This is a genomic window from Hyphomicrobium sp., assembly GCF_019753045.1.
GTDB lineage: Bacteria > Pseudomonadota > Alphaproteobacteria > Rhizobiales > Hyphomicrobiaceae > Hyphomicrobium_B.
This window is the reverse complement of record NZ_JAIELN010000009.1, coordinates 89,832-109,461: the sequence shown is the minus strand read 5'-3', so window position 1 is coordinate 109,461 and position 19,630 is coordinate 89,832. Positions and strand designations below refer to the sequence as shown.

General features: G+C 57.9%; 23 protein-coding genes and 1 tRNA gene. 5 read left to right on the top strand and 19 right to left on the bottom strand.

From position 1 onward, the window contains the following. Nucleotides 1–106: 106 nt before the first annotated feature. The 16 genes from arsH to K2Q04_RS11440 form a co-directional block, all read right to left on the bottom strand. Nucleotides 107–844, bottom strand: a complete 738-nt coding sequence (gene arsH / locus K2Q04_RS11515; protein WP_291163555.1) for an arsenical resistance protein ArsH — start codon at nt 842–844, stop codon at nt 107–109. After that, nucleotides 844–1,551, bottom strand: a complete 708-nt coding sequence (locus tag K2Q04_RS11510) for an MIP/aquaporin family protein (protein ID WP_291163552.1) — start codon at nt 1,549–1,551, stop codon at nt 844–846. Before K2Q04_RS11510 ends, arsH begins: the two co-directional genes overlap by 1 nt. A gap of 3 nt (nt 1,552–1,554) precedes the next feature. Continuing rightward, nucleotides 1,555–2,079, bottom strand: coding sequence for an arsenate reductase ArsC (locus tag K2Q04_RS11505; protein WP_291163549.1), 525 nt, complete (start codon nt 2,077–2,079; stop codon nt 1,555–1,557). After that, nucleotides 2,076–2,423 carry a metalloregulator ArsR/SmtB family transcription factor gene (locus K2Q04_RS11500; RefSeq protein WP_291163546.1) on the bottom strand — a complete coding sequence of 116 codons (348 nt, stop codon included), beginning with the start codon at nt 2,421–2,423 and terminating at the stop codon, nt 2,076–2,078. Before K2Q04_RS11500 ends, K2Q04_RS11505 begins: the two co-directional genes overlap by 4 nt. A 42-nt stretch (nt 2,424–2,465) precedes the next feature. Continuing rightward, nucleotides 2,466–2,753, bottom strand: a complete 288-nt coding sequence (locus K2Q04_RS11495; RefSeq protein WP_291163544.1) for a hypothetical protein — start codon at nt 2,751–2,753, stop codon at nt 2,466–2,468. 372 nt (nt 2,754–3,125) lie between these two features. Beyond that, nucleotides 3,126–3,836: an MIP/aquaporin family protein gene (locus tag K2Q04_RS11490; protein WP_291163542.1), complete on the bottom strand. Its 711-nt coding sequence runs from the start codon at nt 3,834–3,836 to the stop codon at nt 3,126–3,128. A 124-nt stretch (nt 3,837–3,960) separates the two neighbouring features. Then, entirely contained in the window at nt 3,961–4,578 is a 618-nt protein-coding gene (locus K2Q04_RS11485) for a glycosyltransferase (protein ID WP_291163540.1), read from the bottom strand. Between the two features lie 3 nt (nt 4,579–4,581). After that, nucleotides 4,582–5,247, bottom strand: coding sequence for a TIGR04283 family arsenosugar biosynthesis glycosyltransferase (locus tag K2Q04_RS11480; protein ID WP_291163537.1), 666 nt, complete (start codon nt 5,245–5,247; stop codon nt 4,582–4,584). Then, the gene (locus tag K2Q04_RS11475) at nt 5,244–5,939 is read right to left on the bottom strand and encodes a TVP38/TMEM64 family protein (protein ID WP_291163534.1); all 696 of its coding nucleotides are present in this window, start codon (nt 5,937–5,939) and stop codon (nt 5,244–5,246) included. Before K2Q04_RS11475 ends, K2Q04_RS11480 begins: the two co-directional genes overlap by 4 nt. Further along, nucleotides 5,936–7,363 carry an FAD-dependent oxidoreductase gene (locus tag K2Q04_RS11470; RefSeq protein ID WP_291163531.1) on the bottom strand — a complete coding sequence of 476 codons (1,428 nt, stop codon included), beginning with the start codon at nt 7,361–7,363 and terminating at the stop codon, nt 5,936–5,938. Before K2Q04_RS11470 ends, K2Q04_RS11475 begins: the two co-directional genes overlap by 4 nt. Beyond that, the gene (locus K2Q04_RS11465) at nt 7,347–8,528 is read right to left on the bottom strand and encodes an FAD-dependent oxidoreductase (RefSeq protein WP_291163529.1); all 1,182 of its coding nucleotides are present in this window, start codon (nt 8,526–8,528) and stop codon (nt 7,347–7,349) included. Before K2Q04_RS11465 ends, K2Q04_RS11470 begins: the two co-directional genes overlap by 17 nt. A gap of 97 nt (nt 8,529–8,625) precedes the next feature. Continuing rightward, complete coding sequence (locus tag K2Q04_RS11460) at nt 8,626–9,678, bottom strand: methyltransferase domain-containing protein (protein ID WP_291163527.1); 1,053 nt, start codon at nt 9,676–9,678, stop codon at nt 8,626–8,628. A 50-nt stretch (nt 9,679–9,728) separates the two neighbouring features. Beyond that, complete coding sequence (locus K2Q04_RS11455; RefSeq protein ID WP_291163524.1) at nt 9,729–10,262, bottom strand: rhodanese-like domain-containing protein; 534 nt, start codon at nt 10,260–10,262, stop codon at nt 9,729–9,731. Then, a complete protein-coding gene (locus K2Q04_RS11450; RefSeq protein ID WP_291163521.1) occupies nt 10,262–11,011 on the bottom strand; it encodes a glycosyltransferase family 2 protein in 750 nt (249 codons plus the stop codon). The genes K2Q04_RS11455 and K2Q04_RS11450 overlap by 1 nt, the downstream gene beginning before the upstream one ends. A gap of 116 nt (nt 11,012–11,127) precedes the next feature. Beyond that, entirely contained in the window at nt 11,128–12,102 is a 975-nt protein-coding gene (locus K2Q04_RS11445) for a hypothetical protein (protein WP_291163518.1), read from the bottom strand. Between the two features lie 140 nt (nt 12,103–12,242). Further along, complete coding sequence (locus K2Q04_RS11440) at nt 12,243–12,479, bottom strand: hypothetical protein (RefSeq protein WP_291163515.1); 237 nt, start codon at nt 12,477–12,479, stop codon at nt 12,243–12,245. A 403-nt stretch (nt 12,480–12,882) separates the two neighbouring features. Between K2Q04_RS11440 and K2Q04_RS11435 the strand changes: the two genes are divergently transcribed. The 4 genes from K2Q04_RS11435 to fae all read left to right on the top strand — a co-directional run bounded on the left by K2Q04_RS11435 (nt 12,883) and on the right by fae (nt 17,373). Further along, nucleotides 12,883–13,854, top strand: a complete 972-nt coding sequence (locus tag K2Q04_RS11435) for a radical SAM protein (protein WP_291163512.1) — start codon at nt 12,883–12,885, stop codon at nt 13,852–13,854. Nucleotides 13,855–13,939: 85 nt separating this feature from the next. Beyond that, nucleotides 13,940–14,809, top strand: a complete 870-nt coding sequence (locus K2Q04_RS11430; protein ID WP_291163510.1) for a DUF547 domain-containing protein — start codon at nt 13,940–13,942, stop codon at nt 14,807–14,809. 12 nt (nt 14,810–14,821) lie between these two features. Beyond that, complete coding sequence (locus K2Q04_RS11425) at nt 14,822–16,123, top strand: hypothetical protein (RefSeq protein WP_291163507.1); 1,302 nt, start codon at nt 14,822–14,824, stop codon at nt 16,121–16,123. 710 nt (nt 16,124–16,833) lie between these two features. Continuing rightward, the gene (gene fae / locus K2Q04_RS11420) at nt 16,834–17,373 is read left to right on the top strand and encodes a formaldehyde-activating enzyme (protein WP_291163504.1); all 540 of its coding nucleotides are present in this window, start codon (nt 16,834–16,836) and stop codon (nt 17,371–17,373) included. A 996-nt stretch (nt 17,374–18,369) separates the two neighbouring features. Here fae and K2Q04_RS11415 read toward each other — a convergent pair. The 3 genes from K2Q04_RS11415 to K2Q04_RS11405 form a co-directional block, all read right to left on the bottom strand. Beyond that, nucleotides 18,370–18,444: transfer RNA gene (locus tag K2Q04_RS11415), tRNA-Thr, on the bottom strand. 198 nt (nt 18,445–18,642) lie between these two features. After that, on the bottom strand, nt 18,643–18,924 hold the full coding sequence (locus K2Q04_RS11410) for a hypothetical protein (RefSeq protein WP_291163501.1): 282 nt from the start codon (nt 18,922–18,924) through the stop codon (nt 18,643–18,645). 211 nt (nt 18,925–19,135) lie between these two features. Continuing rightward, a complete protein-coding gene (locus K2Q04_RS11405; protein ID WP_291163498.1) occupies nt 19,136–19,279 on the bottom strand; it encodes a hypothetical protein in 144 nt (47 codons plus the stop codon). A gap of 140 nt (nt 19,280–19,419) precedes the next feature. Here K2Q04_RS11405 and K2Q04_RS11400 point away from each other — a divergent pair, with 140 nt between their 5' ends. Further along, nucleotides 19,420–19,608: a hypothetical protein gene (locus K2Q04_RS11400; RefSeq protein ID WP_092869323.1), complete on the top strand. Its 189-nt coding sequence runs from the start codon at nt 19,420–19,422 to the stop codon at nt 19,606–19,608. Nucleotides 19,609–19,630 lie beyond the last annotated feature (22 nt).

Sequence of the window (19,630 nt, the reverse complement as noted above, 5' to 3'; positions counted from 1 at the left end):
AGTTGCCCGAAGAAGGATCGTCGTGTCCGCTCCCAGGTGAACTGCTGCCTTTCACCAGCTGGCGCAAACAGTGGTCGATGCCCCTAAGCGGGCTCGGCGCAATCAGCTAAGACGACCGGCCGTCCGTCGCTTTCGGAAGATTGACCCGTCGTGACAGCTCTTCTGCGCTTTCCTTCCGCTCGCTATAGCGGTCTACGAGATATGCCGCGCGGTCGCGGGTAAGCAGCGTGAACTTCACCAGCTCCTCCATCACGTCCACGACACGGTCGTAGTAGGCCGACGGCTTCATGCGGCCATCCTCGTCGAATTCGTTGAAGGCCTTGGCCACCGAGGACTGGTTTGGAATGGTGATCATCCTCATCCATCGGCCAAGAACGCGCATCTGGTTCACCGCGTTGAACGACTGCGAGCCGCCGCTGACCTGCATTACCGCCAGCGTCTTGCCTTGTGTCGGCCGGATGGCGCCGGAGGACAAGGGTATCCAGTCGATCTGCGATTTCATCACCCCGCTCATTGCGCCGTGACGCTCCGGCGAGCACCACACCTGCCCCTCGGACCAAGCGGCGAGTTCGCGAAGCTCCTGCACTTTGGGGTGCGATTCCGGTGCATCGTCCGGCAGCGGAAGCTCGTGCGGATCGTAAATTTTTGTCTCGGCACCGTAGTGCTCCAGCAGGCGCGCCGCTTCCATCGTGAGGAAGCGGCTGTACGACCGCGCGCGTAGGGAACCGTAAAGAAGAAGGATGCGCGGCTTGTGAATTGCTGTGGCGGCGAGCTTCTCGGCGGCCGGAATGTGCAGATGATCATGGACGACGTTGTGCAGGTCGCCCGGTCCGTTCTTGGGCATTACGCTATCTTCCTTACAGGTGTGGTGTTGGTCTGTGTTCGAGACATCGGCTGGAAGAGCCAGCCAGCTACGAGCATGGCGAGCAGCGCGCCCACGAACTGTGCGACGATGAAGGGTGGCACATCCGCTAAGCGGATGCCCGCGAAGGTGTCGGAGAAGGCGCGGGCGATCGTCACCGCCGGATTAGCAAACGAAGTCGAGGCGGTGAACCAATACGCGGCAGTAATGTAAAGGCCGACGTTGACCGCCACGGCCTTGCGTCTTGCCTGCAGCGTACCGAGAATGGTCAGCAGCAAGCCGAACGTGGCGACGCCTTCCGCGAACCACTGACCGGTTCCGGTTCTCGCCTTAGTCGCCAGCTGCACCAACGGAAGGTCGAACATCGCGTGCGCCGCCGCCACGCCAACAAGACCTCCGCAGACCTGCGCCAGAATGTAAAGGAGCGCGAGGCGGAAGCTGATCCCGCCGCGCAGGCAAAACACGCCTGAAACGGCGGGATTGAAATGTGCACCGGAAACAGGCCCGAAGACGGTGATCAACACGACGAGAATGGCGCCGGTCGGAAGCGTATTGCCCAACAGCGCGAGAGCGTCGTTCCCGGCCGAGAGCTTGGCGCCCATGATGCCGGAGCCGATCACGGTGGTGAGGAGTATCGCGGTACCAAGGAACTCCGCGCCAAGACGCTGGCCAAGCGTATACGGTCCCACACCTCAGGCCCTCTCAGGCGTGACGTCGGCTTTGGTGCGGCCGATGTCATCAAGCCGCTTTTGCAGCGAGAGGCCGTCGAGGGATTTCAATGGCAGGCTAGTGAAGATGCCGATGCGGTTGTTGAGCATCCGATAGGTGTCGGCGAAGGCCAACGCCTTTTGAGCAGCGTCGCCTTCGGCCTCAGCCGGATCGGGCACGCCCCAATGCGCGCTCATCGGCTGTCCAGGCCAAATTGGGCAGACTTCGTTGGCGGCGTTGTCGCAAACCGTGAAGACGAAATCCATGACCGGAGCGCCAGGAGCCGCGAACTCCTCCCATGACTTGGAACGCAGCGCGCTAGTGTCGTAGTTGAGTTTGTTCAGCAGATTGATGGCCAGCGGATTCACTTGCCCCTTGGGCATGCTACCGGCGCTGTAGCCCTTGAACTTGCCAGCACCGACGCGGTTGATGATTGCCTCGGCGATGATCGAGCGGGCGGAGTTACCCGTGCAGAGAAAGAGGACGTTGAGGGGTCGGTCTTCAGTCATTTCGCTTCTCCCTTACACAACTTGCGCGCTTTTTTGATTGTTGAGCCACAAAGCTCCGGCTGCCCCTGGCAGCAGTCTTCGGTCAGGAACGTCAGCAGCTGGCGAACCTTGTCGAAATGCACCGCGTAGCGGATGTAGCGGCCGACCCGCGTGGCGTGGATCAGGCCTGCGCGGTCCAGCTCCTTCAAATGAAAGGACGCGCCCGTTGGCGTTGCGCCGACGGCGTCGGCAATCTCACCTGCGGGGAGGCCGGAGGGGCCTTCCCTCACCAGGAGGCGGAAGATCGCCAGCCGCTGGTCATGCGCCAGCGCGGCGAGGCAGGTGACGGCGTTTTTGTCGATCATAGGTGCATACTACAAGGATTCTTGAAGTATGCAATAACCCCGTTACCGCATTCCCTTCACTTCATCGCGCACGGCCTCGGCATAGGAGAGATAGAGGCAAATCTCGAGAGCCAGCTTGAAGAACTCATCGGATGCGCGGTGCTTATCAAGGCCATGGTCGCGAACCAATTTCCGCGCACACTTGCACATGGGCGTGACGTCGCCGGACGAAACCCAATCGGGATTGCCGACCTGATCGACGAAGGCCTCAATAACTCTGTCGGGGAGGTAGGGTCCAAAAAGGGAAATACTGCAAGTACGGGATGAAACTCGGGCTAGTGTAGATCTCATCACCGTGCCTGCCATCTCGCTCGAAGATGCCTCTATGGGAGATCTTCCGCCGACCGGAATGATAGTCTGGATCGGCCCAGTAGCGGAGGCGATGGGCGGGTACGGCCTCGCGCTTCCTTAGCGAGGCAATGAGGGACAGGATCGGCCGTTGGTTCGCCAGGTAAATGGTGTGGTCCATCTTGTGCAGCTCGATTTGCGCAAGGGTCGCACGCCTCCGTGGCTGATTAGAACACCACCTGTATGTCTGTGCCCTTCGTCGTCTCTGTGGCTGTGATCGTGGCCAATCGCCTGCTTTCGTGAGAGCCTCCAAGACAACCGCATAAGAACACCAAAACCAATTTACGATTTGATGGCGACGGCTTTAGTGCGCACCTATTCCGCAGGCGCTGGTGCAGCCAACCCGGGCTCTGCAATATCTGCTCTTTCCGCGAGAAGCCAGCGAGCAGCAGCAAGGGCAGCGACGGCACCGAGAAGCTGTGCGGCAATGAACGGCGGAACGTCCGCAAGTCTGATCCCCGCGAATGTATTGGAGAAGGCCCGCGCGAAAGTCACGGCAGGGTTCGCAAAGGAGGTCGACGCAGTAAACCAGTAGGCGGCTGTAATGTAGAGGCCCACGGACACGGGAATTGCGGCGGGCCTTGCCTTCAAGGTCGCAAGGATCGTCAAAACGAGGCCAAAGGTCGCCACCCACTCCGCGAACCATTGGCTACTTCCGCTTCTGACCTTCTCGGACAACTGTAGAACCGGAAGATCGAACATTAGGTGGGCAGCGAAAACACCGGCGACGGCTCCTGCTATCTGGGCAACAACGTAGAGTACGCTGAGGCGTACAGTGATTTCGCCGCGAAGCCAAAATACTCCCGTAACCGCAGGATTGAAGTGCGCGCCGGAGATCGGTCCGAGCATGGTGATGAGCACCACAAGTATCGCGCCGGTAGGGATCGTATTCCCGAGCAACGCCAGTGCATCATTTCCGCCAGCCAACTGCGCGCCCATGACGCCGGATCCTATCACCGTAGCAAGCAAAAAGGCGCTCCCGAGGAACTCGGACCCCGCGCGCCTATAATCCGAATATTGTGCCATCGCGCCTATCCCCCAACTTTCATTCGGCCTCTGCCTAGCTCACATCTGCGATCCTGCGAACTGCGTTTATCAGGAATGCAAAGCAGCATTCCTGGAATAGTTGATCGTTGAAATGAGATCGTATTCACGGGCCTTCTCGATGGCGCGATGCGTGTAGGATGGCCCAATTTGAAAATCGTCCCATGGCATCGGCATCATCGATGTCGTCCAGAGGCGAAAGCCTGCCGACCGAGTGCCCCCGCAGATTTGCCAAGGTGTCGTCGAGGGCATTTGGCGAAGACCATCTGACAGCTCGAAAGGGATTTATTAGATGGGGACGGCGACGAAGCCCGACGGCCCAATAGCCTCCATCTGCGGACGGACCAACAACGGCGTCGTGCGCACCGAGCAGATGAAACGCCTCGGCCACCAGCTCTTTGGTGATACCCGGGACATCACTGCCGATAATGAGCACCGGCCCGCGTGGGAGCCGGGAGGAGACTCGAGCCAGGCGTTGCCCCAAATCGCCCCTTCCCTGCGGCACGACATCAAACTGACCCGGCCAAGGTCCGGAACGGTCCGGAGTGATCGCGAGCCATGTTCTCCATCTTGGGTCGCCGCCCAGTCGTCGCAGTGTGTGGGAAAGACTGACACGCTGAAAGCGTAGTGCTGTCGTATTCCCGACGCCAGCAGCGAGACGGCGCTTCCCCGTGCCGAAGCTCGGGTAACGCGTAAACAGAACAAGATGGCGGTCCAAGGACATTGCTCAATGATAAACGCGAGAGATGAGCCGCGCCGGCACGCCGACGAAATAGAGGACCAGACAGAAGATGTTCTGTGCACTTCGCAGCGTCCATCCCTGTTCCATCCAGCGCTTTGCCGAGGTCCGCGCCGCGATTGGAAGAATTTCCAAACGACTCCGGCCAATTCGAAGAACAAGATCGACGTCCTCCATTATTGGAATGGGGCGAAAGCCGCCGATGCTGTGATAGAAATCCCGATGGATCAGCAAACCTTGATCTCCGTACGGTAACCCGAGCCGACGCACACGCCAGTCGACCATTGCCTCCAATCGTCGCGCTTCAGCGGACCCATGATCCAACTGGAAGCGAAATACTGCAGCTCTCGCCGTGTTGGTGGGATCTTCGATAAATGACGTGACCGCAGCTTGCCAGTCACGTTCTAGGCAGGTATCCGCATGCAGAAAGAGAAGCCAGTCTCCGCGAGCGTTCGCTGCCCCCTCCGCGAGCTGGCATCCGCGCCCCTTTTGCGCGTGAAGTACACGAACTCTAGCACGCTCCGCTATCAGAACGGTGTCATCATGTGAGCCGCCATCGACAACCAGAACTTCGCGAACGTCCCCCAGCGACACCAACGTCTGCGCCAGGGTCGCTCCAGCATCGAGCGTTGGTATTACGATCGACAACGTCAATGTTCTTGTCTCGCCCTCGATTTCAGCAGGATGGGAAGCAACGACAAGAAGCCAAGGACGACTAGGCCGGCTATCAGCGTCGGGCTCAGCACGTCCTTCAGATGCACCTCGCGCCCCGCGTCAAACACCGTTCCGAGACTTGCTCCAAAAGCCGAGAAGACAAACGTTCCGGGAATGATGCCGATGCCTGTGGCGACGATATACGGCAAAAGCCGCATGCCAAGGATGGCTGGCGCAAGATTGACGACCCAAAAGGGAAACGCCGGAACCAAGCGAAGGAAAAGCAAGTAGTTGAACGCGTTTCGGCTGAATCCTTCTGACAAGCGCGCGAGGAAAGGGCCGGCCTGGCGGCGCAAAATGTCACCGGCAGCAGACCTGGCAATCAAGAATAAGATCGTTGCGCCCGCCGTGGCGCCGATCACGGTCAAGGATGCTCCCACAGCTGCGCCGAAGAGGAGACCGCCAGCGAGAGTGAGAATGGTTGCGCCGGGAAACGACAGAGCCACCGCGACGATGTAGACCAGAATGTAGATGAGCCCCGACAATATCGAGTGGTTCTGGACCAGATCTGAGAGTGCCGCTCTGTTGTCGCGCAATGCATCGAGGGTGACATAGCGATCGAGCCGGAGCGCGAAGGCGCCGATCAAAAGCGCAACAAGCACGAGGAGCGGCAAAAGGCGCTTCAGGGTCATCCGAATACTCCGAGGAAACGGACCAATCGCCGGATCCGAGGTGAAAAAAGTGCTGGCGTGAAGTAGCTGCCAGCCGCACGTTTGGTGATCTCGCTCAAGGTTGGGTAGGGCACCGTCAGACCAGCCAACGCGCCGATTTTATTTCCTTGCGCAATGGCGAGGGTCCACGGCAGAAGCAGCTCTCCAGCGTGCGGACCAACGATAGTTGCGCCGAGAATACTTCCTCTCTTCGAAACAACAGCCTTCAGAAACCCATCGGAGATTCCCTCGGCCCGAGCGCGATCGTTTTGCGCAAAATCTGCGCGTAGGACACGAACGGAATCGCCATGAAGCTGCTTGGCCGAACTTTCCGTAAGGCCAACCTGCGCCAGCTCGGGGTCCGTATACGTCACCCAGGGAAGATCGCTCGCCGATTTCTTGGCCGGGATGCGAAACAACGCGTTCTTGAGTACGATTGACGCGTGATAACCAGCGGCGTGCGTGAGCAGTTGGCCGCCAATGACGTCGCCCGCCGCGAAGATCCGCTTGTTCGCCGTACGAAGTCGCGCGTCAACATTGATGCGCTTCTCGTCGTATTTTACCCCTGCCGCTTCCAGACCGAGGTCCGCGACGTTCGGGCGTCTTCCTGCCGCAACGAGCAAGTGAGATCCGCGAAGCGTTCGTTCGCGGCTGTTGTCGTTGATCGTGATGTCGATTTCCGAACCGGACAAGGCGACACGAACGATTTCGACAGATTCGATAATTTCCACGCCTTCAGATGAAAGTCTCTGGCGGAGAACCTCGACCGCTTCCGGATCATCTCTCGGCAGCAACCGTGCAGCGTCCAGCAAGGTCACGCGCGCACCGAGCCTCCGGTGCGCCTGCGCCATCTCGGCCCCCATTGGGCCCGCGCCGATGATGATGATGTGCTCCGGCAGCACCGTGTTTTCGAAGATCGTTTCATTGGTGAAGTAAGGCGTGTTCTCGAGACCTTCGATGGGGGGGACGTAAGGTCGGCTTCCCGACGCGATGACAAAGCGGCGGGCGCGAACCTGGAAATCTCCGGCCGCCACAGTTTTGCGATCGACGAAACGAGCTGACGCCTCGATCACTTGGCAGCCGAGACCTTTGAATCGATCGACCGAGTCGTGGGGTGCTATCGCTTGAATGACGTCATGAACGTAACGTCGTGTTTGCGCGAATTCGATGCGCGGCTCCTGGAAAGCTATTCCGGTCTTGGCGCTACTGCGAACAACGTGAGCAACTTTGGCCGCGGCGAGTAGCGACTTCGAGGGAACGCAGCCTGAGTTGAGGCAATCACCGCCCATCCGGTGAGCTTCAATCAGGACCGTCCGGGCGCCCATTTGCGCGGAACCGGCCGCGATTGACAACCCGGCGGAGCCGGCGCCGATGATGCACAAATCGGCTTTAAGGAGCTCTGCCATCGACGCTCCTCGACGGCTCGATCTTAGTGAAGACATCGATGGGGTGCTCTTCATCCCCGGCGACGGCTATCTTGAAGAGAGCAAGAAACTTTCGATCGATGCGGTCCTTCCAAAGCCAAAGCAACCGACCGAGGAGGGCGCCGTGCGCAGACCACCGCCCGCGCGATGCAATCGCGTTACCATCGCCGGTGGCCAATAGGACAAGAAAATTCCTTTGGGGCCTAAAGTGCCCCAGACCATCGGCTAGACCACTTAGCGCAGCTCTTACGTTCTGGACCAATGCTGGTCCCATCCGGACGGCATACACGCCGGCCTTTGGGAGCGGCTCGGCCCATTCGGCGCAGTCACCGACGGCAAACACTTGGGGATGAGAGATGGAACGCAAATGCGCATCGACCCGGATAAATCCCCTTTCGCTTACAGCAAGGCCGCAATCGCGCTGCCAAGCATGCGCTTCCGCGCCAGTGGCCCACAGTATTAGATCGCTGGACCCTGCAATCTCGTCGTTGATTTGCGTCGCAAGATGGATCGTGACACCGGCCCGCTCGAGAACGCGCCGCGCGCCCTCAACCGCCCCAGCCGCGAGGTCAGGCAGAAGGGATGCGCCACGGGTCACAAGCTGACCTCGAATGACGCGTCCCGGTTGCTTGGCGCGCAGGCGCGCAAGACAAGCCAGCAGGGCCTCAACGCCCGCCGCGCCGCCTCCCACTGCTGTCACCACGAATGGCGCCGTTCCCGCGTCACGCTCGATGGTGGACAGCAAAGTTTCCCACGCCGATCGAAGTCGCCCAAGTGGCCGCAGAGGCAACAGGAGGGTATCAGAAACGGCCGGTGGATTAAGAGTCGATCCGACGTTGAGGCAGAGGATATCGTAGCCGAGCTCTTTGCCGCTGGCCAAGCGGACAATGCGACGATCGGGATCGAGCGAAGCCAATTCATCGACGATGAACTTGGCGCCGGCCGCCCGTGCCAGGGCAAAAAAATCGATGCAGATTTCCTCGAACGCGTAGACGCCGCTGAGCCATCCCGGCACCATTCCGGAATATGGTGCCTGCGTCGAAGGCGCGACGACGACAACCTCGACATCAGGCAGCGGTTCGTCGATCCAGGCGCGCAACACCTGGGCATTGGTGTGCCCTGCGCCGATGAGCAAAAGCTTCTTCATGTCTGGTTCTTCGAGGGTAGGGCGTTCGACGCCCGGCGGAGATGAAACTCCTGCCGGACCTGAGAGATCACAACCGTGGGTCTTTGTTCGATCGTGCTCAACAGCAACCGCCGGCGCTTGCGCCTGATGCACCCGCGCTCTCAAACGGAATTGTCGTGCCGCACCCAGCAAACACGCCGAAGTGCGTCGAGAAATTTCCATGGAACGAGAAGTAAGGCTCGAACCTGCTTTGCTGTAGAATGTTCCAAGTGTTGCCGCAGACCGGGAAGAACCGGCCTTTCTCGATCACATGGTGTCCGTCCAGCGTGAGGGCATGTTCTGCGTCGGGCACCCCGCCGTTGTAGACGACGACTTGACCGTAATCCTCGCAGACCGGCTCCAGGCCGGCGATTTTGAAAAGACGATAGGTCGCCGAGAAAAATTGCGCGGAGCCGACCTTCTTCTGGACGTAAGGATCGTCAATTTCGATTTTGCGACTCGTCGCGAGGCGGGGATCGCCGAAACCAGCTCCCTTCGCGAGCGCCTGGAAATCACCCCAATACAAAGCGCCGCCGAGGCATTCTCCATAGACGACGGGATCATCCCGCACCTCTGACGGCAACCGGCGATCGGCGTAGACGTCGGCAAAATAGAATTCACCACCCGGCTTCAAGAGATCGAATACGCCTTTGAGAACTGCCGGCTTGTCGATGGAAAGATTCACAACGCAGTTGGAGACGATGACGTCAAAGCTCTCAGGCTCCAGCCCCAGACTGGGAAGCGCCTCGATGAATCCTTGCAGGAATCGGACGTTGGTCTTTTCATGCCCGAACTTTTGCATGTGCCAATCGATATGCTGGCGTGCCGTGAACAGCTGTTCGGGTGTCATATCGACGCCAACGACTTCGCCCTTCGGGCCGACGAGCTGTGCCAATGCATAGACGTCTCGGCCCGACCCGCAGCCGAGATCGAGCACGCGTTTTCCTTCGAGAAGTTCGGGCACGACCAAACCACAGCCGTAGTATTTCGCAATGACCTCTTCGTGGACGTTCTTCAAGAGCTCCTTGACGCGCTCCGGCATCGAGTCCGGTGTACAGCAAGCCTTCGTCTTCAGATCGCCCGAAGTTTTCAGGATCTTCCCGTAATACTCCTTCACGAGGTCGATGTGCATTTGGTGTCTCCAGAATAAGATGGGTGAGGTTTCGGGCTGCGACCCAGTGCTTAGAAGGCCCGGTGCTCGGGTTTTAGATAGCGGCCCCAATATTTGTCGTAGGGGTGAACGGCTTTGGTGGCGCCCCCGCTCGACTCCAAGGGTTGGTCTGCATTCGCCCAGGCAAAAATCGATCCGGCGTAGTTGACGACGTTCGTGCGTCCTGCCGCCTGCAGGCGCTCGGCCATTTCGGACGAGCGCCATCCCACCGAGCAATAGACTACCGTGGGATGGTCCGGCTTGATTTTCGCGAGGATGTCATCGTCCGATGATCCTGGAGGAACATTGATGGCACCTGGAAGATGACTCACCTTGAACTCCTCTGGTTCGCGGACGTCGATGACCTGAACGGCATCGTTACTCTTCAGAAGCTGCTCTACAGCCCCCGTGTCCACGTGTTTGATGTCGGGGAATTTGCGATGAACAGTTTCGATCATCTCGTTCAGGTCGAGCATTTCGTTCGCATGCGACCCAAATCCGAAGACGTACGCCGACGCAGCAGCGGCGATCGCAAGAGCGGCGATAATGATAGGTGTCCGAGCCACTACAGAGTTCTCCTGAGAGAAGCGATTTTAAGATCCGCACCGCGCGGCCAAAGCGCGTGGTACGCGATCGTTGAGAGAATTGTCGTCCCAGCCATGATCACGCCTCGTACAGTTCCGGATATTTTGGAACGTCCGTGCCGCCGCGATTGATAGGTGACGGGTATTTCCGTAAAGCGGGCAAAGAGCTGAGCCGCTCGAATTTGCATTTCGACAGTCCAGCCGAACCCGCGATCCTTCATGTCAATCTCATCAAGCAATAGCCGATTGACGAGGCGCATCGGACCAAGATCATTAAACCTTGCTCCCCAGACCAGCCGGATAAGAACCACAGCCAAGCGATTTCCGAAACGTTGTGGTAACGTCAGTTTCTCCGCTGAATTGGACAAGCTCAGACGATCTGCGAGGACGAGGTCCGCACCCTCTCTCGCGGCCGCGATGAAGCGTGGGAGAGCCTCGAGCTCATCGCAGCCATCGGCATCGCAGAACAGAACCCACCGGGCGTGCTCCGGGAGATCTTGCAATCCACGCCAACACGCCATGCCATAGCCGGCAACCGGCTCATCGATGACGACAGCGCCTGCACCACGCGCGATTGCAGCCGTATCATCCGTCGAACCGTTGTTGACCACTCGGATATGGTAGCATCCCAAAGCCCGCAGACGACCTATCACGGAGGCAATCGACTCGGCTTCATTGAGCGCGGGGATCAATACGAAGATATCCTCGACGCTCAATCCTTGCGGGTTCATCGGGAATGATCCTAATTTTTTGATCAGCTGATTTAGTGCCCGGCTTCGTCGAGTGCAGAGATCAGAAAGTCACTGCTTCAACGAAGCCGGATACCATCCGCTGTCGGGTCCAGCTGTCAGTTCCGATGGAAAAGTTGGTTCGGAACCGTCACATTAAGCTGCCATGTCGAGCGATCGGCCGTATTCCGGCCATCGAACACGTCGGTGTAGGAGGCAAAAATCACTGTGCCGCCTTCCGTCACATAGCCTGCGCCTAACTGCCAGCTCTGCCAATTTTCCTTCCGGCCCACCGCGTTCAGCATGCGATTGTAGTCGCGGCTGTCCGGCGGCCCGACCAAGTCAGCTGGCAGGTTGTCTGGGTTGGCGGGAAACGGTCCTTTGCCCGTATCCCAGCCGCTCTGGCTGTGCTGAAACTGATAGCCACTCGAAACGAAGTATTGTCCCAAGAATTTGTAAATGCCGACACTTCCATTCAAATTGTTAGGCACAACATCTTGTGGGCCTTTCAGATACTGGTACTCAAGGCCGGCGTTGACGCCGAAACTGATCTCCTGCCAGTACCGCCCGAGGGCCACCCCGGTTTTGAATCCGTTTGCACCGTTACCGAGCGCCTGTGGCGTCGGCTCGTAGTCGCCTTTTATGATCGCAGCGCCGTAAATCGCAATTGAGGGCAAGCTATTCCACCGCTCAGAGTCCTCTCTGATCGCGCGGTAGCGGAGGCCTACGGTTGAATCGAGGCGACCGTCCCGGCTTCCTTGCGGGATAGGATCCTGGCACTGCCGTCCAGCAAATGTGTTGAGCGGTTGGTTCCAGCAGCCGTTCGGATTAGGACGGGAGGCTCTCGAAAGACCACCGGTGAGTGTTCCGTAGCCAGTGCTGGCATCCAGCGATAGGTCATCGGTAATGCCGTAGGAGATGGACACCAGGTATTCCTGGATCGTAGTCGTCCGCGGATACTCCCCGAAGGTCTTCCCTTGCCATGCGCTATTATAGTCTTGGTAGACCGTTCCAAACGACGTTTGGAGTTCCCCTTTGTTGGGCACATAGGCAGACTGCTGCGCCATGGCCTGGGATGTTCCGATGATCGCCATCACAGCTGTAGAGCACGCCACAGCTCGCGCTAGCCGCAGCCTTGAATGGCGTGCGGCTCGAACTATAGTCTTCATTTTATGCAACCCCCAATACTCGACTTTGTAGACGCCCTCCCCCACGGACGGGCATTCCGAGTTCTCTACGAATTCCGGCTATAGTCCCCGGGCGCGCTGAGCCCGCTGGACTTCTTCTTCTTCTCTTTCTTCGGCTCCGAACCTTTCTTCGGTTCGGAAGCTTCCGCGGGTTTTGATTCTTTTTTTATCTTCGGCGGAGTGAATCCGCTGGCGCCGCCATAGCTGCCGGACGCGTTTGCGGCATTCGTCGCCACAAGCCCGGCGAGAACGCACACTGCTATCCCTACAATACCAATTCGCATTTATTTCCCCATTTTGGTCATGGCGTCGCCACAACTCGACATCAGTTCGCTATATGGACAGCGCCAACAGGGGAAATAATCTTATCTGCTGAGTATTGTTCAATTTGGAATAATGCGGCGGAAATATGGGAGCGGCGCGCCGGAATACGACCGAGAAATTGAGCCGCGCAAACCTTCGACTACAAAGTCATCCATTTTGCTGACTAAAGCGGAATGCCGCATCAGCCGCCCAGAACTCCGCGATATCACCTCTAGGCCTAAGCATATTTTGTTTTCTTCGTTGGATTGCTGAAGCTCGCTCTTTAAACGATGAGCCCGGGGCGGAGTTCGCATGGAGCGGCGACGGGACTCACAGCGACTGGCTGGGGTTCCAAACATCCGTCACCTCCCGCTGCGAGATGTGATGACGATCGCTGTATTTGAATCGACTGAGACTGCGCCGACTGCGGCTCCGCGCAAGTTCTCAGATCCCCACGTCACCATCTCCGGAGAACCTAGGGCGCAGGTTCCGTTTCAGGGCTACCAAACGGTGTGGTTCAACACTGGCACGCTCTGCAACATCGCGTGCCAAAACTGCTATATCGACTCTTCTCCCAAGAACGACCAGCTCGCTTATCTCACGCGAACGGAGGTCGGCCGGTTTCTTGATGAAGCGTGTCAGATCCCAAAAAAGCCAAGCATGATCGGCTTCACGGGAGGCGAGCCCTTCATGAACCCCGACATCATCGGCATGCTCGATGATAGCCTGTCCCAAGGTTTTTCAGTACTCGTGCTGACAAACGCAATGCGCCCGATGCAGAGGCATCGCGGGCCATTGCAGGATTTGCAAACCCGCTTTCCCGGTCGATTATCGTTGCGTGTTTCGCTCGACCATTACGAGCAGGAAGGTCATGAGGAAATTCGTGGCGCTCGGACTTGGGGGGCTGCCTTGGAGGGTTTGGCCTGGCTCGCAAAGCACGGCTTTGACGTATCGATAGCGGGCAGGCTTCTCTGGAATATCGACGAGGGGGAGATGCGCCGTGGCTATCAGCAGCTTTTCTCCAACGTTGGCCTCGACATCGATGCAACCGACAGTGCGCGTCTCATCCTCTTCCCCGAGATGCTGGATGACGACAATACGCCCGAGGTCAGCGAGGGATGTTGGAAGAAGCTGAACCTTAGTCCCCGCCAAGTGATGTGTGCCTCATCGCGAATGGTCCTCAAACGCAAGGGCGAAGTAAGCGCGGCTGTCGTCGCGTGTACATTGATTCCCTATGCGAAGGACTTCGAACTGGGCGGCACGCTCGAGGAGGCCCGGTCGACAGTGAGCCTCAATCATCGCCATTGCTCTCGTTTCTGCGTCCTCGGAAAGGCGTCGTGCCGGGTCGACGGATGACGTTCACAACACCGGGCAACCGATCCGAGGCACCGTTCGCCTCATAACAATTAGCAAAGACCCAAACATTGGGGAGCGGGGGCTCATGTTTACAACAAGCCAGACCATGCGTCGGATCGGCGCTTTTTTCGCGCCGCTCCTGCGCCGAAGCTTGCTTTGTATCGCGTTTCTTTTTGCGAGCCATCAGGCTCGGGCTGACGTCCCTGCCGACCTCTTTGCCAGCGCAGCGAACGGTTCGCAGGTAGTGATCGACCACTCTACTTGGGATGGCATTCTCGGCAAATACGTCAAGCGACACGGAGGCACGACCAGCTTCGACTACAAGTCTGTCCTACCAGAAGATCGCCAGCGCTTGAAACATTACATCTCTCAGCTGGAGAGCGTGGATCCCGCAACACTTGACCGGCCGGAGCAGTTTGCCCTTCTCGCCAATCTTTATAATGCCAAAACGATCGACATCATTCTTGATCATTATCCGGTCGCATCCATCAAAGATATTTCGCTCGGCGGCGGATTGGTGGCGACCTTCACCGGCGGCCCGTGGAAAAAAAAGGTTACGAAGCTTCGGGGGGTTGAACTAAGCCTCGATGACATTGAGCACGGCATTCTACGGCCGGTTTTCCACGATCCGCGCGTCCACTACGCGCTGAACTGTGCCTCCATAGGCTGCCCGAATCTTCAGACGGAAGCATTCACCGGTGCCAAGCTCGAGAAACAGCTTGATGGTGCCGCGCGCGACTTCATCAATGACCCGAACGGCGTCGATGCATCAGAGAAGGCACTGCGAGTTTCGGAGATCTACAGGTGGTTCAAAGAGGATTTTGGAGGTGCCGACAAGGCCGTCATAACGCATCTCCGCTCCTATGCGTCTGATCCGCTTTCAAAGCAGCTCAGCCACTTCGAGAGCATTGATGGCTTCTTCTACAATTGGAGGCTCAATGATGCGGATCATTGATCCACTCGAAGTATGAAGCTCTTTGCCATCTGGCGCAGTGCGGCCGGTTCAACACTTATCTTGACCGCATTTGTGACGCTCGCGTGGCTAGCGCAATCGCCTCCCGTGCACGCGTTATCGTTCGTCATGTCGATGGGGGTAGCGTGGCTTGCCTATGCTCTCTTCTTCACCAGTCAGGAGTTCTCGCTGTTTGCTCTGAGATGGGCAACTGTGTGCGCCATCGCGGTCCGCGTTGTGGGGATTTGGAGCCACCCTATCTACGAGGATGACTGGGCGCGGTATCTTTGGGACGGGTTCAGGTTCTTGACTGATGGTACTCCCTACGGAGCACCTCCACTCTCGTATTTCGACGACGCAAGCATTGCCCCCACCTGGCGTGTGGTCCTAGCCCAGATCAACAATCCTGAAATTCCGACCATTTATGCGCCGTCCCTTCAATACGTCTTCGCGGCGTCGGCCTGGATCGCCCCGACGAGCTTAACCGCCCTCAAGTTGCTATTCGTCATTTTTGATTTGGGCCTCTGGGCGCTCGTCGCACGGCTGGGTGGATATCGCGCCGGACTGCGATACGCGCTCTGCCCGCTCGTCATCTTCGAGATATCCTTCAATGCGCATGCGGATGTGGTTGGTGCTTTTCTAACGGTGGCGAGCTTTGCGCTGCTTAGGAAGGGACGTTCTATAGAAGGCGGCTTGGCGTTTGGTCTGGCGTTGGCCTGCAAACCATTCGCGATCATCATTGCTCCAAGCTTCGTGCGCAGCCGCTGGTGCTTGGTTTCTCTCGGCGCTGGAGCCGCACTCGTTGCTCTCTATGCGCCGTTTATACTGACCGGCGCGACCGAGCAGGCAGGGCTGCAACATTTCGCACAATGGTTTGAATTCAATTCTCTGGGTTTTGCTGTGCTGAAGGAATTGGCAGGGGACGCTACTGCCCGGATACTCGGCCTCGCGTTAGGATGCGCGTTAAGCGGCGCTCTGATGCTTCGTTGGCTGCTTCGGGAACGGGATACTTTCCCACCTGCGGACATCTGGCTGATTGTACTTCTGCTATTCGCGCCCGTCATCAATCCATGGTACCTTCTCTGGGCGGTTACTTGGGCGAGCTTGCGTCCTAATCCGATATCTTGGTCCATCTTTCCAGCAGTTTCGCTCGCCTATCTTACTGCCGGCATCATCGGTATTGCTGATCGCGGTTTCTATGATCATCCCGTATGGGTTCGGCCTCTCGAAGTTTTCACTGCTTCCGCTTTATATTTGGGCGCGGTTTGGGTCGTGCCACTGGCGCGGACGATACGATTGGGGAAGACAGAGACCTAAGAGACGTGGCAGGTCGCGGCTGAGCTCGTTCTTCGCAATTCGTTCTACACTGGAAGCAGGGGATGGTCGGAACCTCGCGCCGGATCTGTCGGTGGCCGATAGTTCAACGTTACGACGGGGCGGATATCAGCAACGCGCTGAGCTATAACCTGTTGCTGAGGATGCCTCGGGTCCGGCCCGCGAGTGTTCGGTTTATGAGTTGGAATATGCGATGTTTCTTTGTGCGCATGAGATTGTCCGACATGCCGACGAGCACTTTGCCAATCTTGGAAAGATTGGAGAACGAGATCCAGGCGCGAGAGCGTAAATACCCACTCTCGAAAGCCAGACGGATTGTCGAAAGATATCGCGCCGGTCGAAGCTAGAACGTCCAAGTCCGGCCCAACAGCGAACGTAGCCGTTCTTGTCGCAGAATTCGCGAGCCAGAAATGCAAATGGCTCAATGCCAAAGCACTTGCGCTCAAATGTTTCTGCTCGTCAGTCTCGCGGACTAATCCATCGAGCAATTGATGAAGAGAGCAACGCTGGGCTCTTCGTGCACCAAGCGCTTGATTAGCGCCTGGCGGTGAAGACCTTCACGGGCATGCGGGCGGCTACGCGGCCAGGGAGATTCTCGGCAACATCAAGTGGTGCAAATTTCGTCGACCGGTGGTTTAAGCTTTCAGAGCAAGTGACTTTGCACACAGCGCTAGTACATCTGGAGACACGAGATGACGGACATCATATTCAAGGCGGGCGAAGCTACGGTCCTCGCCGCACCTGGTCAGTACACCGATGCCATGCCCGAGGTGTTGATAGGCTCGGTCAAAGGACCCGTCGGCCAAGCCTTCGCGAATATGATGGGGCAATCGGTTGGTCACACCCGTTTCTTCGCCATTCGTGATCTCAACCAGCTTGCACGCCCCGTCACGATGATGACCACCAAAGTGACAATTGCCTCGGGCGAGTATGTCGAGCTTTTGGGCGGTGTCGTGCAGGCCGCGATCGCCGACGCCGTCGTTGATTCCGTTTCGGAAGGCATCATCCCGAAGGCCATCGTCGATGAGATCTGCATTATTGTGACCATCTGGTTGGACCCACGTTGCGCCGATCACGCCGAGCTCGACAAGAAGGACCTGTACAATACGAACTACAAGGCGATGAAGCTGGCGATTGAGCGCGCACTCAAGAACGAGCCGTCGATCGACGAATTGATCAAGAACCGAAAGACCATCAAGCACTACGCCCTTGACGGCGTGATCGACTACTGACGGGGCAGGGATTTGGGTTCTCGGTTCCTTCCCCCCCTAGTATCCCTCTCAGCTCAACTCTGTCGGGCCGTTCGACCTTTTCCGGAGCGGTCCGACTGCCTTTCTCGATCCTTCTTCGAATCCCCGCGTGAAAATCGCAACAGCAACGTACGGGGAGTGCACGAAGACTGGCTTGGCGACGCTGATCTTCCACATTCCGTGGGCATACGCGACCCATGCTGTTACGAGGGGCAGCCAAAAAATCTTTTATTTATAGGCGAACAGGAGAGGGGTGGGCTGCTCCTTGGAAATCAAGGCCAAGAAAGTCACAGCGATTGAAAGCAGAAGCACGTAAAAAATTGCGAACCAACCCAATTGAAGCGGCCTGACCGAACGGCCCATCGCGAGCCGGTGAGCGATGATCAAAGTAATGCCGACCGGAATACTGGAGCAGAAAAGTTATAGTCGAAGCACCAACATAATCACGGACATCGCGAGGAGGCATTAAATCCGTTCGCTGTCACCTACTTGCATTTCCCCAGACATATCCGGACGTGCCCGGACATCGCCTCGGACACGGACACCCCCCTAAAGGGGTGTCCGTGTCCGAATGTCCGCGCTGGGGCTGCAGAGATCTAGTTCGGTAGCGTGAGTAACGGACTTTCGAGTCCGGGCGACCAGCCAATCTCAAACATCTCAAATCGAAGTAAGAGACCCATGTCCAGCGCACCCGCTGAGCATTCGCCCGTTGGTGCCTAATTTGCTTTGAATGGCACCAGCGTCCAGAGAACGTGCTCGGTGGACATATCAGTTGGACCGATTATCGCCCGGCTGAACGCCCCGACGCAGTGCGCATCGTTCATCACAAAACCGGCGAGCTGGTTTGGCTCTCGCTGAGTGACGAAGACGGTCCGCTCTCCAGGCAGAACCGGGAACAGGTCAGCGACGAAAGTCAGAACGGCGTCGCTGCGGCAAAGTCAGAATGAAAATGAGAGCGCGCTAAGGCGCTGGATTAATTGGTGCCGGCTGTAGGATTTGAACCTACGACCCCCTGATTACAAATCAGGTGCACTACCACTGTGCTAAGCCGGCTTGCCGATGTTACGGCGTCGCCCAGGCGGGCGCGTCATTTTGGCTGCGACCTGTCAGGAGAGGCCTGACGTCGTGCAGGCGCTTGATACTCGACGGGGCGGGTGGTGTGCAAGCGCCCTGCGCGTCTCCGGTGACGCGGATAGAAAAAGAAGCAGAGATTGCTCTCTGCTTCTTGTGCTTCCCGTTAGAAGCGAGTCGTCACGGGCACCACCAGACCGGTCCGATTGCCATGCAACCACGACGGCTCCAGTCGCCAGGCCGCTTGTGGTAGCGGTGCCAGCCCTTGGGCGGGTGCCTGTCGTGCCGCTTATGGTAGTACTTCTTCCTGTAACTGTTTCTGTGATCGTTCCTGTAGTCGACTTGCTGGATCGCTGTTGACGCTGCGACAGGTGCGGGCGCGCCTAGTGTGATTGCCGATGCGGATGTCGCCGAAAGGATCGACGCAGCCACAGCGCACAACGCGATGCTTTTGATACCCAAAGTTGTTTCTCCCAATTTCGAAATTGCGAACCTGCGTCAACGCGCTAGATTCTGTTTGGTTCCGTTATGAACCTGACTGACGCCATACGGGATACGTGCGCGGAACATCAACTCATTCGAGAATCGCGATCGCTCGCGCGGCCTCGCGGAGAAACATGCTTTGTGGGCGTGGGGTGTATGTCGCGACGTCGTCAGGGCGAGGTGTCGACGTTCAAGCTTCGAACGGTGCCGGGCGATCGGGCTGCTTCGCTGAAGTCCTGCGCGGAACGGGTTCGCCACCGAGGAAGAACTTCGTCGCGATACCGAGTTCGATCCGTTCGGCGAAATCGGCAAAGCCGCGCTTTGAGTGCGCCAAGGAGGCGCATAGCGATTGCGGACGGCCGGCTTGCCGAAGAAAATCAAGCTGTTGCTTGATGCTTCGCTTCTTGTGCAGACCGACAGTGCGAAGCCTCCTCGGGACGTGGTACAGTGACGTCGATGACAGGAGGTCAGGGCATGCAGTTCACCGTGGGTTTCAAGTCAGACGGAAAGCTGGGGCATGTTCTCATCGACGGTGACGATGCCCTCGTGGCCGCGCTCAAACTGAAGGCCAAGTGTCCAGCGGCGACCATCATGTATGTTCGGCCGCGAAACCGTCGTGGGGATAATCGTCATCCGCCGTTGCCGGCTCTTTCGCCGAACTGATTTAGATCAGATCACGCCCGGG

Excerpts from the sequence above, each read along its gene's own strand:
- arsH (WP_291163555.1), bottom strand. The coding sequence starts at position 844 with ATGCCCAAGAACGGACCGGGCGACCTGCACAACGTCGTCCATGATCAT.
- K2Q04_RS11505 (WP_291163549.1), bottom strand. The coding sequence starts at position 2,079 with ATGACTGAAGACCGACCCCTCAACGTCCTCTTTCTCTGCACGGGTAAC.
- K2Q04_RS11500 (WP_291163546.1), bottom strand. The coding sequence starts at position 2,423 with ATGATCGACAAAAACGCCGTCACCTGCCTCGCCGCGCTGGCGCATGAC.
- K2Q04_RS11495 (WP_291163544.1), bottom strand. The coding sequence starts at position 2,753 with ATGAGATCTACACTAGCCCGAGTTTCATCCCGTACTTGCAGTATTTCC.
- K2Q04_RS11490 (WP_291163542.1), bottom strand. The coding sequence starts at position 3,836 with ATGGCACAATATTCGGATTATAGGCGCGCGGGGTCCGAGTTCCTCGGG.
- K2Q04_RS11485 (WP_291163540.1), bottom strand. The coding sequence starts at position 4,578 with ATGTCCTTGGACCGCCATCTTGTTCTGTTTACGCGTTACCCGAGCTTC.
- K2Q04_RS11475 (WP_291163534.1), bottom strand. The coding sequence starts at position 5,939 with ATGACCCTGAAGCGCCTTTTGCCGCTCCTCGTGCTTGTTGCGCTTTTG.
- K2Q04_RS11470 (WP_291163531.1), bottom strand. The coding sequence starts at position 7,363 with ATGGCAGAGCTCCTTAAAGCCGATTTGTGCATCATCGGCGCCGGCTCC.
- K2Q04_RS11465 (WP_291163529.1), bottom strand. The coding sequence starts at position 8,528 with ATGAAGAAGCTTTTGCTCATCGGCGCAGGGCACACCAATGCCCAGGTG.
- K2Q04_RS11460 (WP_291163527.1), bottom strand. The coding sequence starts at position 9,678 with ATGCACATCGACCTCGTGAAGGAGTATTACGGGAAGATCCTGAAAACT.
- K2Q04_RS11450 (WP_291163521.1), bottom strand. The coding sequence starts at position 11,011 with ATGAACCCGCAAGGATTGAGCGTCGAGGATATCTTCGTATTGATCCCC.
- K2Q04_RS11445 (WP_291163518.1), bottom strand. The coding sequence starts at position 12,102 with ATGGCGATCATCGGAACATCCCAGGCCATGGCGCAGCAGTCTGCCTAT.
- K2Q04_RS11440 (WP_291163515.1), bottom strand. The coding sequence starts at position 12,479 with ATGCGAATTGGTATTGTAGGGATAGCAGTGTGCGTTCTCGCCGGGCTT.
- K2Q04_RS11435 (WP_291163512.1), top strand. The coding sequence starts at position 12,883 with ATGACGATCGCTGTATTTGAATCGACTGAGACTGCGCCGACTGCGGCT.
- K2Q04_RS11430 (WP_291163510.1), top strand. The coding sequence starts at position 13,940 with ATGTTTACAACAAGCCAGACCATGCGTCGGATCGGCGCTTTTTTCGCG.
- K2Q04_RS11425 (WP_291163507.1), top strand. The coding sequence starts at position 14,822 with ATGAAGCTCTTTGCCATCTGGCGCAGTGCGGCCGGTTCAACACTTATC.
- fae (WP_291163504.1), top strand. The coding sequence starts at position 16,834 with ATGACGGACATCATATTCAAGGCGGGCGAAGCTACGGTCCTCGCCGCA.
- K2Q04_RS11400 (WP_092869323.1), top strand. The coding sequence starts at position 19,420 with ATGCAGTTCACCGTGGGTTTCAAGTCAGACGGAAAGCTGGGGCATGTT.